At 40.2% G+C, this 15,908-nt stretch carries 14 protein-coding genes and 1 pseudogene; 2 read left to right on the top strand and 13 right to left on the bottom strand.

Annotated elements, in window-relative coordinates; translation table 11 throughout:
- Positions 1 to 824, top strand: an 824-nt coding sequence (locus AB5935_RS12220) for a ribose-phosphate pyrophosphokinase (RefSeq protein WP_368327439.1), incomplete at its 5' end; no start/stop codon positions are given.
- A gap of 128 nt (positions 825 to 952) precedes the next feature.
- Here AB5935_RS12220 and AB5935_RS12215 read toward each other — a convergent pair.
- The 8 genes and pseudogenes from AB5935_RS12215 to AB5935_RS12180 form a co-directional block, all read right to left on the bottom strand.
- Positions 953 to 2,262: pseudogene (locus AB5935_RS12215) on the bottom strand (ABC transporter substrate-binding protein).
- A 27-nt stretch (positions 2,263 to 2,289) separates the two neighbouring features.
- A complete protein-coding gene (locus AB5935_RS12210) occupies positions 2,290 to 3,081 on the bottom strand; it encodes an ABC transporter permease (protein ID WP_007835009.1) in 792 nt (263 codons plus the stop codon).
- Positions 3,075 to 3,872 carry an ABC transporter permease gene (locus AB5935_RS12205; RefSeq protein ID WP_007843346.1) on the bottom strand — a complete coding sequence of 266 codons (798 nt, stop codon included), beginning with the start codon at positions 3,870 to 3,872 and terminating at the stop codon, positions 3,075 to 3,077. Before AB5935_RS12205 ends, AB5935_RS12210 begins: the two co-directional genes overlap by 7 nt.
- 12 nt (positions 3,873 to 3,884) lie before the next feature.
- Positions 3,885 to 5,279, bottom strand: a complete 1,395-nt coding sequence (potA, locus tag AB5935_RS12200) for a polyamine ABC transporter ATP-binding protein (protein WP_007835006.1) — start codon at positions 5,277 to 5,279, stop codon at positions 3,885 to 3,887.
- 75 nt (positions 5,280 to 5,354) lie between these two features.
- Positions 5,355 to 5,675 carry an ATP-binding protein gene (locus tag AB5935_RS12195; protein WP_008654615.1) on the bottom strand — a complete coding sequence of 107 codons (321 nt, stop codon included), beginning with the start codon at positions 5,673 to 5,675 and terminating at the stop codon, positions 5,355 to 5,357.
- 34 nt (positions 5,676 to 5,709) lie between these two features.
- Positions 5,710 to 6,000 carry a histidine kinase dimerization/phospho-acceptor domain-containing protein gene (locus tag AB5935_RS12190; protein WP_007835002.1) on the bottom strand — a complete coding sequence of 97 codons (291 nt, stop codon included), beginning with the start codon at positions 5,998 to 6,000 and terminating at the stop codon, positions 5,710 to 5,712.
- Positions 5,997 to 6,446, bottom strand: a complete 450-nt coding sequence (locus tag AB5935_RS12185) for a hypothetical protein (RefSeq protein ID WP_244058067.1) — start codon at positions 6,444 to 6,446, stop codon at positions 5,997 to 5,999. The genes AB5935_RS12190 and AB5935_RS12185 overlap by 4 nt, the downstream gene beginning before the upstream one ends.
- Before the next feature lie 53 nt (positions 6,447 to 6,499).
- Complete coding sequence (locus AB5935_RS12180; RefSeq protein ID WP_244058068.1) at positions 6,500 to 6,739, bottom strand: hypothetical protein; 240 nt, start codon at positions 6,737 to 6,739, stop codon at positions 6,500 to 6,502.
- Between the two features lie 602 nt (positions 6,740 to 7,341).
- Between AB5935_RS12180 and AB5935_RS12175 the strand changes: the two genes are divergently transcribed.
- On the top strand, positions 7,342 to 8,433 hold the full coding sequence (locus AB5935_RS12175) for a TlpA disulfide reductase family protein (protein ID WP_007834997.1): 1,092 nt from the start codon (positions 7,342 to 7,344) through the stop codon (positions 8,431 to 8,433).
- 242 nt (positions 8,434 to 8,675) lie between these two features.
- Here AB5935_RS12175 and glgP read toward each other — a convergent pair whose 3' ends face one another.
- The 5 genes from glgP to AB5935_RS12150 form a co-directional block, all read right to left on the bottom strand.
- Positions 8,676 to 11,240, bottom strand: coding sequence for an alpha-glucan family phosphorylase (glgP, locus tag AB5935_RS12170; protein ID WP_007834996.1), 2,565 nt, complete (start codon positions 11,238 to 11,240; stop codon positions 8,676 to 8,678).
- A gap of 28 nt (positions 11,241 to 11,268) precedes the next feature.
- Positions 11,269 to 12,939: a glycosyltransferase gene (locus AB5935_RS12165; protein ID WP_007834995.1), complete on the bottom strand. Its 1,671-nt coding sequence runs from the start codon at positions 12,937 to 12,939 to the stop codon at positions 11,269 to 11,271.
- A gap of 253 nt (positions 12,940 to 13,192) precedes the next feature.
- The gene (locus AB5935_RS12160; RefSeq protein WP_368327438.1) at positions 13,193 to 13,657 is read right to left on the bottom strand and encodes a V-type ATP synthase subunit K; all 465 of its coding nucleotides are present in this window, start codon (positions 13,655 to 13,657) and stop codon (positions 13,193 to 13,195) included.
- 213 nt (positions 13,658 to 13,870) lie between these two features.
- Entirely contained in the window at positions 13,871 to 15,676 is a 1,806-nt protein-coding gene (locus AB5935_RS12155) for a V-type ATP synthase subunit I (protein ID WP_007849473.1), read from the bottom strand.
- The coding region (locus tag AB5935_RS12150; protein WP_368327437.1) for a V-type ATP synthase subunit D at positions 15,673 to 15,908 on the bottom strand (236 nt) is incomplete at its 5' end. The genes AB5935_RS12155 and AB5935_RS12150, both read right to left, overlap by 4 nt.

The following is a 15,908-nucleotide window of genomic DNA, read 5'->3' as shown; positions in this document are numbered from 1 at the left end:
CTGATGGTGAATTCGCTGTTTCTTATGAAGAATCAATTAGAGGCGCACATGTTTTTCTGGTTCAATCTACCTTTCCTAACTCTGACAACTTAATGGAACTGCTGCTAATGATTGATGCAGCTAAAAGAGCCTCCGCAAAGAGTATTGTAGCCGTTATCCCCTACTTTGGATGGGCACGTCAGGACAGAAAAGACAAACCTCGTGTTTCCATCGGTGCTAAACTGGTAGCCGATCTTCTGAGCGTGGCAGGCATTGATCGTTTGATCACAATGGATTTACATGCCGATCAGATTCAAGGATTTTTTGATGTACCGGTAGACCATCTCTACGCTTCTGGCGTATTCCTACCTTACATTGAATCATTGCAACTGGAAGACTTGGTAATCGCAACTCCGGACGTGGGTGGTTCAAAACGCGCCAGCACTTATTCCAAATATTTGGGTGTACCCTTGGTGCTTTGCAACAAGACGCGCCTGAAAGCCAATGAAGTGGCCACCATGCAAATTATCGGTGATGTAAAAAATAAAAATGTCATCTTAATTGACGATATGGTAGATACAGCAGGTACTATTACCAAAGCTGCCGATATTATGAAAGAAGCGGGAGCCATTTCCGTCCGCGCAATCGCTTCTCACTGTGTAATGTCAGGTCCTGCATCTGAACGCGTTCAGAACTCCGGCCTAGAAGAAATGGTATTTACCGATAGTATTCCTTATGCTAACCGTTGTTCTAAAGTGAAGCAACTGACCATTGCCGATATGTTTGCTGAAACAATCCGCCGCGTGATGAATAATGAGTCTATCTCTTCACAATACATCATTTAATCTTTATATGATTATAGAAATAAAAGTCCGGACTTTCCCAAGTTCGGACTTTTATTTTAATTTTACCTAAAGATTGGATTCCCTAAATCGTTTTATCAGCAAGACTAAATGTTTTCCTTTAGATTAAGTCATTTCTTTCTCCGGTGATTCCTGCGACGACGTTGCACCTTTTCATGCTGATAACGCTGAAGCTTTCTATACACGGTGAATACCACCATAATCCCGGCAAATACCAGAATCACAATAACCACGCCTACCCCCAAATTATCCCCCTTTACACGCGACCACATCTCCAAGACCAATTCGGTCTTGTCACAGGAGTCACGAATCATGGCACAACGCTCCACCACTGTACGGTCAGGATACTGCACTTTATCTATTTGTATACTATCGGCAGCAGGACCGAAAAAATAACTTAAATCTGCAAAGTAAGATAAGGTAGTATCTATCTTTGCCTCCAAAATCTCGGGAGTCGCGACGGCACTCACATAACCACAGGCGTCCATATTACGTAAAGCCACATCAGGACGGCATAAATAATTAATAAAATAACTGGCAGCCTTTTTATTTCTAGCATACTTAGGGATCACCCATCCGTCATACCACACATTACTTCCCTCTGCCGGCACTTCATAGTCCAGATGGATGCCCACTCCTTCAGCCTCTTCTATCGCCCATACCGCATCCCCGCTCCAGGTCATGTTCAGCCATGCTTTACCTTTAGTCATCATTTCCTTACCAAAATCGGCTTCCCAACCTGCTATCAAGGGTTTCATTGCTTTCAGATACTTCTCAACAGTATCGATGGACGCTTGCGAATAGTTGTTCATCAACTCCTCTACCGTAACCTTACTTTTTTTCAAATCCCCAGCATTGGCATAAATCAATGCGGTACCATATGCATCACGATAACTTTCCTTCATCAGAATCTTGTTCTTATATTTCAGATTCCAAAGACTGGCCCAAGTCCTGGCATCTTCCGCCGGAACATGATCGGTATTAAAAAGGATACCTGCTGTTCCCCACATATAACCGATGGCATAATCTGAAGCACGATGCCCCGACCGACTCAATTTATCCAATTGTTGCGGATATAAGGAGATTCATTATGTAGATAATTGGGAGTCTTTCCAAAAACAGTATCAATGGGAAGCAATAAACCTTTCCTCAGCATACGCTCTATGATATACTCCGAAGGACAAACTACATCAAAATCTTCATGTCCGCGTTCTATCTTGGTCAACATGATTTCATTGATGTCAAAAGTCTGATAGACAATCCGTATATCTTCCCCCGTCTGTTCTTTGTACCACCGGGGAAATTCCGCCAACACATCCTCATCAATGTAGTCGGCCCAATTATATATTTTCAGTACATTTTCACGAGGCTCTGTGTTATAACATCCGGTTAAAGAAAATAACGCACACACACACACCATCAGCCATTTATTTATTTTCCTCATTTTTTATACCTCCTTTTTCTTGCTTGCATGGCGATTGATGATAACCAACAATACCAGCACCAATACGAATATAATGGTAGAAAGCGGACGAAGTTCAGGAGTCAGCCCTCCTTTTCGTGCATCCGCATAAATATAGGTGGAAAGAGTTTCAAGCCCTTCGTTACCAATAGTAAATACAGTCACGGCAAAATCGTCAATGGACAAAGTCACCGCCAGCATAAAACCAGAAATCATTCCCGGAAGAATCTCAGGAACAATCACCTTGCGGAGTGCCTGCATAGGGGTAGCCCCCAAATCAAGCGCCGCCTCATAAATATTCGGATTCATCTGTTTCAAACGCGGCAACACACTTAACACCACATATGGAGTACAGAATGTGATATGTGCAAGAACCACAGTGGTATATCCTTGTGGAATACCCAAAGATACGAACAGCAAGAATAAAGATATACCAATAATAATATCTCCATTCAAGATAGGAATGTTATTGACAAAACTGATTGCTTTACGAGCACGGGTACGAAGATTGAATATACCGATTGCCGTAATACTGCCCAGCAAAGTAGATACGGTAGCTGCAATCAAGGCAATGCTCAGGGTGTTGACCAAGGCATTTGTCAATGAATGATGTGTGCCCGCAACAAACAGGGATGAATAGAGTTTGGTGGAAAACCCAGTCCAGTTGCCCAGCACCTTTGCTTCGGTAAACGAATAGATCATAATGATAAAAATAGGTGCATAAAGCAATAGCAGAAGCAGCCACAAATATCCCTGACACAAAATTTTCTTTACCATAGCCCACCTCCTTCGTTATGATCCTTATCATCTGAAGCGAGCAAGGTTGTCGCACCAATAAGGAACAGCATAATCAACGACAAGGCCGCCCCATAATTCCACATACTATTATTAATATTTTCCTGGATAGTAGTACCAAACAGTTTAATATTATTCATTGTCAATAATTCGGCAATGGCAAATGTGGAGATAGTAGGCATGAACACCATTAATATACCACTCACAATACCCGGCATGGACAGGGGTAGCACAGCCTTGAAAAACACTTGCATAGGATTGGCGCCCAAATCTTGTGCCGCTTCCACATAACTTTTATCCAATTTCTGCAAAGTGTTGTAAATAGGATAAATCATAAAAGGCAGAAAATTATATACCATACCGAATATCAAAGCCCCCTCTCCTAAAGGTACGTTCATAAAGTCGAACAATGCTACCGTAGCCAGTGTACGTATTAAAATATTCACCCACATGGGCAGAATAAACAATACCACCACCGTCGATGCATATTTCATCCGCGTCTGTGTCAGAATATAGGCAGCAGGATATCCCAATAAGATACATACCACTGTTGTGATAATGGCCACGCCAATAGAATAAACAAATGTGTTGATTGCCTCGGGATGAGCGAAGAATTTGGCAAAATTTCCCAAAGTGAAATAACCCGCATCATCCATAAATGCATAAACCACTATTAAAAGTAGCGGAAGAATAACAAATACCGCCGAAAATATCACGTAAGGAATAGTCCAGCTTTTACGTGAAGACAAGAAAAATCGTATCGTTCTGAGCACCTCTTTTCTTTATTATGATTCTACAACCTGAGTTACTTTTATACTTTCGGGAAGGATGCTGATACCTACATGATCACCATTATCCCATACATCATTGGTATCAACAAAAATATCCTCCCCCCAGTCCGATGACACGGTGAGGTGATAATGGTCTCCCTTATATAGGATAAAACGTACATCCCCGGTTAAAGTTCCATCCTCTTCATTATCCTGCAAAATGATATCCTTGAAATCTACCTGTACTTTCACTTTGGCCCCCGGCTCAATGTCAGCCACTGGCAGACACTCAAACGTACATCCCAGAAATTCCACATGCGTTCCGTCTGCCAGTTCTCCTTCAAACGTATTGCATACACGTTCTTTTTTCATAATATGGATATCAAAAGGTTTTATCAACAAACCTACCTGCTCACCCACAGCAAAATGATGATAATCCTGTACAATAAATTCATAACCATTGGCCTCGACCACCATTTCATAATGCACACCTTTAAAGATGGATGAGGTTACGATACCGGAAATCTGTGAAGCATCCGAATCTGGAAAAATATACCAATCTTCAGGACGTACCACAACATCTACCGGCATATTTTCACCGAAACCTTCATCCACACATTCAAACTCCACTCCTGCAAAACGCACAAGCTTGTCCTGTATCATTGTTCCGTTCAAAATATTGCTCTCACCTATAAAATCGGCTACAAACGAATTGATGGGTTCGTTATAAATATCCACCGGTGTTCCGATCTGCTGTATTTTTCCTTCACTCATTACAACAATTGTGTCGCTCAATGTCAAAGCTTCCTCTTGGTCATGCGTCACATAAACAAAGGTGATGCCCAATGTCTTATGCATCTCTTTTAATTCCATCTGCATATCTTTACGCATTTTCAAGTCCAAAGCAGCCAAAGGCTCATCCAGCAACAACACCTCCGGCTCATTGACGATAGCACGGGCTATGGCTACACGCTGTTGCTGCCCGCCTGACAAAGAATTCACATCCCGATACTCATAGTCTGTCATTCCTACCATACGAAGAGCTGCCTTTACTTTCTTCTCGATAGTCTGCTTGGGAATCTTTTTCAATTTCAATCCGAAGGCAATATTATCGAACACATTCAAATGAGGAAACAAAGCATACTTCTGAAACACGGTATTTACCGGGCGCTTATGCGGAGGTGTCTGCGTGATCTCTTTTCCAGCTATCTTTATCTCGCCTTCCGAAGCAGTCTGGAAACCGGCAATCAAACGTAAAAGAGTAGTCTTTCCGCAGCCGGAGGGACCCAACACGGTTACAAACTCACCTTTTTTTACATATAAATTAATGTTATCCAAGACCATTTTATCACCAAAAAACTTGGAAACACCTTTTACCTCAATTATATAATTAGATTGTTGCATACTCATTTTGTAATTGAGTTGCAAAAATACGGTATTTTTCAAGAATGGAGGATATAAATAAAGTAATATTTATTCATCCGACTAATAATTTTCCATTGCGCGTACTATTTCTCTTCTTTCAGCAAAGTGAATGATGGGCTTTTGAGGAATTGTAAACCAAAAAGTGGAACCTTCTCCCTGCTCGAATTCAACACCGATCCGCCCCCCCATAAGTCGCTCGGTACGAATCACGCACTCTTCCATACCGGGCACAAACCTGATCTCCACCTCCGGATTATTTTTGTTTCGTAATTGAAATACCTTCTCCAAATCGTATATCATTGCATTAATATTCACATCACTCCATACAAACTTCAATGTGCCCGATTCTATTTTCGAAAGATCCAGAATATCACCGATCAATTGTAACAGTAAAGGTACTATTCTGCTCTATAATCTACTTAAAGCTATCAAAATCATCCTTATTGTCAGCATTTATCAGCAAATTAGAGAAACCGACTATCGCATTCAAAGGAGTACGTATCTCATGACTCATGTTCGTAAGAAAAGCAGACTTCAACCGATCGGAACTTTCTGCACTTTCTTTAGCGATGCGCAAAGCTTCTTCCGTCCGTTTTTGTACGTCAATGTCCACATTCACTCCTGCCAGAACAATATTTCTGTTCTCCAGATCAAAAACTTGCTGAATTAAATATTGCTTCACCCAACGATATTCTCCATCTGTCATAATACGAATAACGGCTCCATTCTCTCATAATCGGCTTTTTCTATATATTCAAGGAAAAATTTCCGGTCATCAGGATGGGCATGTTCCAAATTAGAAAAAATCCGGGGCATGTCTATTTCTTCCTTTATCCCCAAATTCTTTAAATACTCCGGTGTCATCAATTGCTCGCTCTTGGACAAATTAAGAGAGCAAAAGCCTATCTTGGAAATAGAAGAAGCATAAGTAATTATCTCACGGAACATATTATTCTGACGGAGTGCTTTATGAATAAGCGTATTCTCTACCCAAATAATTAAAATATTCTCCACTTCTCCTCCGGCATTCCACATGTAATTCACAATAAAACGAAAATAGTGCACACCCTTATGACAGCTCCTTACATAATACTTATTTATTTTTTCATAATCATACTTCACTTCCTCCGATACGGGAACACCCGCTTTCATTATCTCTTTAAATTCTGGGTTTATGCATGGATTGGTATAAATATTAAGCTGATTCACAGCCTCGTTTTAGAGGTGGTACCCATATATCTCACATAAGTATCATTCACTTCCACCAACTTGCCATCTTTGTCGCAAATAGCACACCCAACGGTCACATTATCAAAAAAACAAAGAAATTTCTCATTACTATGTTGCAAAGATGACTTCAACACACGCTCCTTACTGATATCATGCACTGTTAAAATAACATAATATTTATTTTCCAGCAATAAATAGCGCCCGGAAATAACCATATTATAAACACCCGACGGCCGAGAAACAATTATCCATCACGACCTCCAAATTACTAAAAGAAGAATGGGTATTGAACAATTCCTTTATTTTATACCGGACAGGACAGCCCCTACACCGTTCATGCTTATTACAATTTTCCTGCTCTCTGGCATATCAGCATTGTAAAATCTCACCAAAACAAGTTCTGTCTTTATTGACAGGTTGCTTATACAGAGTACAATAATTTGTTTTCACTACATGAGAAGTCTGGTCTATCAAAAAAATAAACTCATGTGCATTATTCCATATCGCGTCATGAAATTGTTCTACTGTCTTTATTTTACAATCAAAAAACTTTCCTTTTGCAATTACTTTGATTAATGCAAGAGAGAGTAATATTATCAGGATGATAGTCACTAATAACATTGGTCTAATAGGATTATACTTTTTATTCCATAGATTTGTGCAAAAAAACCAAAGGAATTAAATAAATGCCCATAAAATTCAAAAAAAGCAAAGCTAAACTACAGATTCCTAATTTCATTCTGAAAATAAAAACCTTTTTTCCGCAAACATATTAATTAAGTAGTTATCTTTGCGTGCAAATTATAATCATATTAAAATGAAAAAATTAGTTTATTTATTGGCTGCAGGAAGCATGGCTTTCGTTGCATGTCAGAATTCGCCTTCCTATAAGGTTACAGGTTCAGTAGAAGACATCACTGATGGCGACACAATCTATTTACAGGAATACGCAGGAGGGGATCTTGTAAAACTCGATTCCGCTATTGTCAAAAGCGGAACTTTCGTATTCACCGGAAAACAAGATACGGCTGTAAACCGCTACATCACTTATATGAAAGGAAACAAGCGTTACTTTACTGATCTTTTTCTTGAAAATGGGAATATTAATGTAACCTTAGGTAAGGAAAGCAAAGTTTCAGGTACTCCTAATAATGACGCTTACCAAAAATTCAAAGATGGTTTCATGGCTTTAAGCAAGGAAATGAATGAAATGTACCAAAAGGCTCAAAGCGACACTAGCTTGACAGAAGAGCAGGTAGAAGCTATCATGGCTGAGATTGAAAAGAAAGACAGTGTAGGCATGGATATGGTTTATCAAACAATTGAAGCCAATATCACCAATCCGGTCGGTGTATATCTGCTTCCTTCCTATGCAGGCGCATTCGAACTTGACAAACAAAAAGCGTTGGTAGAGAAAATTCCTGCCGCATTAGTTAATGAACGTATCAACAAGTTGAAAGCCCACATTGAAACTTCAGAGAAAACGGCTGTAGGTCAGAAATACATTGATTTCTCTATGCAGACTCCTGAAGGTGAAACTGTAAGCCTGTCTGATTTCGTCAGCAAAAATAAATATACTTTGATTGACTTTTGGGCTAGCTGGTGCGGACCTTGCCGTAAAGAAATGCCTAATGTTGTAGAAGCATACAAGGCTTTCAAAGATAAAGGCTTCGGGATTGTAGGTGTTTCTTTGGACGAAAATGCAGACAAGTGGAAAGAGGCTATCACTGCCCTAAATATTACATGGCCACAAATGTCTGACTTACAAGGTTGGAACAATGCAGGTGCAAAACTTTATGGCGTCAATTCAATTCCTGCTACTGTATTGGTTGATCAGGAGGGTACCATTGTAGCACGTAATCTCCGCGGCGATGCCATCAAGTCCAAGCTGAACGAACTGTTGAAATAAAACAACTGCAAAAATAGTTCACAAAGTAAAATACCGATGTCTAGAAAGGCATCGGTATTTTTTATACTCGTCCTGTCACCCTTCCCAATAATACGCACTTTCCATAGCAATCTCGGCTTAGACAAAAACTAGAATGATAATATCAATAGAACTTTGGGCGAACAGACTAATAAAAAAGAACTGCTTCCTCTCTTTTCCAAGGAAACAGTTCTTTAAATAGAAATATTATCTTAATTCAATGATTAATTAAACCAACGAACATAACAGAAGTCCTGACGATGAGGCAAATCAACATTCTTCGGGAACATACGGTATGCCACCTTGAAGCTACCTGAGTTAGACAAACTGTGTTTAACCTGGAATGTATACAAGTTACCTTCTTTCTTAATTACTTCCATTGGTTCTACAGAATAGATATGCTCCTTACCTTCCGCATTGGTGAAAGTGGTAACCAGTTCAATACCTACTGCATCATCCAATCCCTTTTCATCTATAACATAAGTAATGATATATTCTTTTCCGCTTTCAATATTACCGCTAGCTAGCTCTTCTGTCTTTTCACATGAAACGATTTCAATGGAATCCCAAAGTTCTGCAACTCGTTCTTTCCAAGCAGCCAGTTCTTTAGCCTTTGCATAATCATTGGCTACCAATTCTTTAAAACGTTTCGCTTCTTTAGTATAGAACTTAGCATAATAATCGTCTAACTGACGTTTCATTGTATAATGAGGAGCCACTTGAGCAATAGAGTTCTTGATAGTCTTCACCCAACCCTCAGAATATCCCTTACGGTTACGTGCATAATACAACGGAAGAATCTCATTTTCCAAAATACTGTAAATAGTTGCAGCATCCAATTGATCTTGATGATCTTGATTCTGATAAGTACGTTTTTCAGTTAACGCCCATCCTGCTCCTTCACGGTAACCTTCCAGCCACCAACCGTCAAGCACAGAGAAATTAACAACACCATTCATTAAAGCCTTCTCGCCTGATGTTCCGGAAGCTTCCAAAGGACGGGTAGGAGTATTCATCCAAATATCAACACCTGAAACCAAACGACGTGCCAACTGCATATCATAATTTTCCAAAAAGATGATTTTGCCCAAGAACTCCGGACGACGGGAAATTTCCACAATCTTCTTGATCAACCCTTGACCTGCACCATCATGTGGATGAGCCTTACCTGCAAATAAGAACTGTACCGGATAATCAGGATTATTCACAATCTTAGACAAACGTTCCAAATCAGTAAACAGCAGATGTGCACGTTTGTAAGTAGCAAAACGACGGGCAAAACCAATCAACAAGGCATTTGGATTAATCTTTTCCATCAGAGAAACAATGCGTGAAGGATCACCTTGATTCTTCAACCAGCTTTCACTGAACTGCTTACGAATATGGTCAACCAATTTGTGCTTCAAAGCCATACGGGTTTCCCAAATTTCTTCATCGGCTACATTATAAATAGCTTCCCAAATTTTCTCATTAGATTGATCTTCCAGGAAGTTAGGAGCAAAATGCTTAGCATATAGTTTCTTCCATTCAGTAGCACTCCATGTCGGGAAGTGAACGCCATTAGTCACATAACCTACATGACTTTCTTCAGGAAAATAGCCTTTCCAAATTCCAGAGAACATCTCCTGAGAAACCTTGCCATGCAGCCAGCTTACACCGTTTACTTCCTGACAAGTATTACAAGCAAATGTAGACATACAAAAACGTTCGCCTGCATCACCCGGATTAATACGACCTAAGTCCATCAAATCCTGCCAAGAAATCCCCATACGCTGTGGATAACCACCCATATATTTTCCAAACAAGCCTTCATCAAAATAGTCATGCCCCGCAGGAACCGGAGTATGAACCGTATATAAAGAAGAAGAACGAACTACTTCCAAAGCCTGGTCAAATGTCAGCCCGCTTTCTACATAATCACACAAACGCTGCACATTACACAAAGCAGCATGTCCTTCATTACAATGATAAACATCTTTCTTAATGCCCAGTTTCTTCAACAGCAACACACCACCAATACCTAGCAAGATTTCTTGTTTCAAACGGTTCTCCCAGTCTCCACCATACAACTGATATGTGATAGGGCGATCAAATTCGCTGTTCATTTCATTATCAGTATCCAGCAGATACAAAGGAACACGTCCTACATTTACCTTCCATACATATGCATGAACGAAATAGTTCAAATAAGGAACATCGACCACCATCGGCTGTCCGTTTTCATCCATTACACGTTCAATAGGCAGGCTACCGAAATTCTGTGATTCATAGTTAGCAATCTGCTGACCATCCATTGAAAGGCTCTGGCTAAAATATCCATAACGATACAAGAAGCCAACACCGCACATATCTACATTACTGTCTGATGCTTCTTTCAAGTAGTCACCGGCCAAAATACCCAGACCACCGGAATAGATTTTCAAAACATGTGTCAAACCATACTCCATACAGAAATAGGCTACAGAAGGACGTTTGCTATCCGGCTTAGCATCTACATAAGCTTTAAATTTAGCATATACATCGTTCATGCGCTTTACAATCACCTTATCCTGGGTTAATGCCTCCAGCTTTTCATAGCTCAAACGTTCCAATAAAGCAACGGGATTCTGCCCCACTTCTTTCCAAGTCACAGGATCTAAATCTCTAAACAGGTCTGTTGCTTCGTAATTCCATGCCCACCAGATGTTACGAGCCATTTCCTCCAACTTCTTCAGTTCTTCGGGAATGTGTGATTTTACTGTAACTTCCTTCCAATTAGGAGTATTCGCATTACTTACTTTGATTTTCATGTCTCTCAAATTATTTATTAATAATTAATTAGCTATTCATAATAAGCCTTTTCTGTGCATTATGCAATGCCACATCATAAGCTTCATAATAATATTTGATAAAATGCTTCCACAATGCCTTTTCCGCAATGTCCGCCGCATTTTTACGCATAGTCTTGATTACATTTTCCGGCAATCCCGAAAATTCCGATATGGTGTCCTTTATAACATCCGCTACTTCAGAATAGTTGTAATCCGAGCGATGGATAACTTTCACACCATCTTTCAACTCACAGTATCTACCCTTCAACGAATTTACCCACAAACCAAATCCGGCCAAATCAGTTGTTATAGTAGGTACATGGAATGCTACACTTTCCAATGGTGTATACCCCCAAGGTTCATAATAGGAAGGATAAACACTCAAGTCATTCCCCAACACCAAATCATAATATTCCAAATTCAAGATGCCATCCTTTCCATCCAGATAACAAGGTACAAATATTACTTTTACCTTAGATTCCGCCGAATTGGACATTCCCAAATACTTCATCATATCAAGTACCTGGTCATGACTCATATTATGCAACCAATGTGTGATAAACGGGCACTCCAACGGAGTTGTGAAATTTTCTTTGCTTTTCAAACGTTCCACCAAATCTTCACGAGGGTCCCCCACCCAACCTGGTACATTAATAAATGCCAGCACCTCTTTTTTCAAATTTTTATCACGGGTCAATCGGTTCAAAGACTCCAAATAGACATTGATACCTTTATTTTTAAACTCATAACGACCGCTTGTGCCCACAATAAGAGTATCATCACTCATCGTCAAGCCCAGCAATTTATTAGCCAAATTCAACATCGCAGCACGAGCTTTCTTACGCTTGGCGGTAAACGTACGGCCTTGCGGAACAAAATCATCCTCAAACCCATTCATCAACACCACATCTGCCGGCTTGTCCAACAACTCCTTGCATTCATTGTTGGTAATTTCACTAACCGTAGTAAAGCAATCCACATGATGCGCAGTCTGCTTCTCAATAGAATGCTTTGCCTCCATATTGAGTTCACGAGCCATCTGGTCACCATTATAAGCAAATAAGTAATCGTAAAGAGGTTTATTGTTTCCGGCGATAGACCGGCCTATAGAAGTAGCGTGAGTAGTAAAAATAGTAGCTATTTCGGGTACCGCTTTCTGCAAATAAAGGGCGCCCATACCTGTCATCCATTCATGTGCCTGATAAATGACTCTATCATTTTCGGTCAAATTGAAACGATAAAAGCTTTCAACCACTTTTCCGGCTGCATAAGAAAACATAGACGCTTCGTCGTAATCTCCATAAGCATGAAGTGAATCGACTTTGAAATTCTCCCACATCCGGCCATATATTTCATTTCTTTTAGAGAAGAAAGGATAAAAATCCACCAATATAACGATAGGCTCTCCCGGAATATTCCAGCGCCCCACACGAACTTTCAGTCCATCTTTCTTCAAAGCATGTTCACGCCATGCCGCACAAAGATTCTCATTTTCACTGAACAAAGGGTTTTCCTTTCCTGCCCAAAAATCGGGTCCTATGAAAAAGACTTTGTCTTTGAATGCTTCCTGCAGTGTTTTGGCCCTAGTGGACAACACTGTATAAATTCCCCCTACTTTATTACATACCTCCCAACTTGCTTCGAAGATATAATCAGGGGCTAACAATTCTTTTGCCATCTATTAACTAATCTTAATTCGGTCGCAAAGGTACATATTTTCAATGAGATAATAAAGTTTTTTTGCAACTTTATGTTATTCAGACAGTTTCTGAATTAACATTCAATCATTTCGCTCTAACAATCTTCACAAAAAATACTGATATCAGCTACAATAATAAATATTTTTAAGGTTCTGCCTTACATTAGAATAAAAAAAGCGGCTATTTCCATAAAAACAGGAAATAACCGCCTATATAAAAAAACTAATCTGATTACGCAGCCAATGCAGATCCCATCAAGAAGGTTGCAGCCAAAGCAACAATAGCATACAATTCAGGAAAAACGGCCAGAATCAATGTATTGCCAAATACATTATGTCCTTGACCAATAGCAGCGATACCATTAGCGCAAACCTGCCCCTGACGGATAGCGGAGAAAAGAGCTACAAGTCCCAAAGCAATACCGGAACCCAACACGGCAGCAGCCTGAATACCTGTAATAGCCGGAGTCAGAACACCGAAAATGCTCTGGAACATGAAGTAACCGGCAAAACCATACAGCCCCTGTGTACCAGGAAGAGCTGTCAATACCAGGAAGTTACCGAATGCACTATCATTCTTCTTCAATGCTCCGATAGCAGCATTACCTGCGATAGTTACTCCGTAAGCACTACCGATACCTGATAAACCAACCATAATTGCGATGCCTACATAAGCAATCAATAAATTCATTTCCATAATTCTTCTATTTTTTAATTTTTAAATTCTTTATTTTATCAAACTCCTCCTAAAAGGAATACTTTTCATGTCATCCTGAACTTAGCGAAAGATCTGCATACTATCTTCAGATTCTCCCTTTCTGGCTTCTCTGTCTACACAGGAATACAACATTTATTCAAAATGACAATGCCGAAAAAGCTTATACAGCTTTTAATTCTTTATTCTCATTCTTTAATTCTTAAAAGGCTTGTACTCCTTGCCCCCTCCTTCGTAACCCGAATTCTTAAAAAACTCCACGAAAGTCAGACGCATCGGATGAACCATTGCTCCCAATATATTCATAAACATGTTGATAGAATGACCTATCAAGAAAATCAATACCATCACTATCGGACCTGCAATTGCATTATCAGGACTCATTCCAGCCGCCAGACTATTGAATACACTGGCAAGAATACCACCCGACAGGCCTAAAGCAAACAAACGCACATACGAAAGGATATCACCCAGCAGACCGGTTGCCATATTGTAGGAATCCCACAAACCCAAACCGATATTGAGGAAAATATTCTTTCCTGGACTGTTGAGCAAGAAAATCAGCACACCGGCAAGCCCCAGAATTACCAAATGAGCAGTTCCTCCCATCGGCATGGTATCTCCCAATAGGAATGCCAAAGCTGTACTTACCAATACAATAATCCATCCGATAGTTGACAATGCATATTTCAATCCGAACTGAATAATCTGATTAGCCGCTTTCAGTATCATACCGAAAATAATCTGTACCGCTCCCAAAATCAATGAAAGATTAAACATCCATTGATTGTCCAAGAAGAACAAATCACGCATCTTGTTAAAGAACGGAATATCATTACCATATAGATTGAATCCGAAAAAAGTACCTGTCAGCATACCGCAGAAGAAAGTAGAAGTACCCAAAATCTGCACCAAAGTTAAGATGGGCTTCATGGAAGCACCGATATTCTTCACCAACATACGATAAACTGTCACTCCTAATACCATAAACAGACCATAGCCCGAATCGCCCAGACACAGCCCGAAAAAGAGCATAAAGAAAGGGGCAAAGAACGGCGTCAAATCCAGTTCATTATATTTAGGAAGCATATACAGCTTCATAATCGGTTCAAACAGACGAAAGAACCCTTTATTGTTCAACTGAATAGGAACATTGTCTTCCGGCGTAGGATCAGCAATTTCAAAGTACGCCTCCTGCTGATTCAGAAAATTAGTAATCTCCGGAATCTGCGTAGCCGGTGCCCACCCCTGTAACAACATCAATTTGTTATCTGCAGCCTGTTCTGTACTTAGCACCACTTTTGAGAATTCTATCTGCGAGCGGACATTGGCTTGTGCAACTTGCAAAGAAAGAAGTTTTTCTCCTGCTATAGCAGCCAACTTATCATCCACACTCTTCATTTGCTGTTCCAAACTTTCACATCTGGCAGCGAGCCGACTCAAAGACATTACTGGCAATTTGACCGATTCCACTTCCAATTCGGGCAACGATCCTTCTTTGGTTATGGTAATGAAATAAATGCGTGAGCCAATACGGTTAATCTCCGTAGCATAGTACGTATCCAACCATTCCTCATTAAAGTTCTTCTCTGAGCAAATATAGAAATTCACTTGATATCCAACTTCTTGCAACCGCATAACCGATGCAGGATCGAAATCTCCCCATACCTCTAACGTGGCACGCTCTTTGTCGCAAACCTGCAACTGATGCTGCAACTGGGTTTTCTCCAGTTGTAGTGCCTCCACTTCCTCCAGCCCTTTCTCTCCACGGGCTACATCTCCCTCCTGTTCTTGCAATTCAGCATTAAAACCTTGCAGAAACTTAATAGTTGAAGCATAGCGGTCGGACAAACGGATGCTCTCTTGAAGTTCGGCATTCTCCGCTGTCCCCTGCGCTTTTTCTGCCACGTGGACTACGCCCAAGTCACGGACACTTTGCAGGAAACATTCATAGTCCTTATGATAAATAAGGAAAGTCAACTTCTTCATTTTTGTAATCATGCCTCTGCCTCCTTTCTTTTCTCTTGAATAGATTTCAGAATCTTCTGCGATGACTTGGACAAGTTCTCTTCATCCTCCATAAATCGTTTAATCTTTCGCAGAGCATCCTGGTATCCGGGTATCTGCACTTTCTCAAAAAGATTCACTTTCTGAGTGGTCTTTTTACGCGCATGTTCCAGCAGGTTCAGTTTGGCAAGCATAAATTCCCTTTCAATAGCAGTCTGTGCCAATC

The sequence above is a fragment of the Phocaeicola sp. RTP21198st1_B8_RTP21198_201120 genome (assembly GCF_040929485.1).
GTDB classification, from domain to species: Bacteria; Bacteroidota; Bacteroidia; order Bacteroidales; family Bacteroidaceae; genus Phocaeicola; species Phocaeicola dorei.
This window is presented reverse-complemented; position numbering and strand designations above follow the sequence as displayed.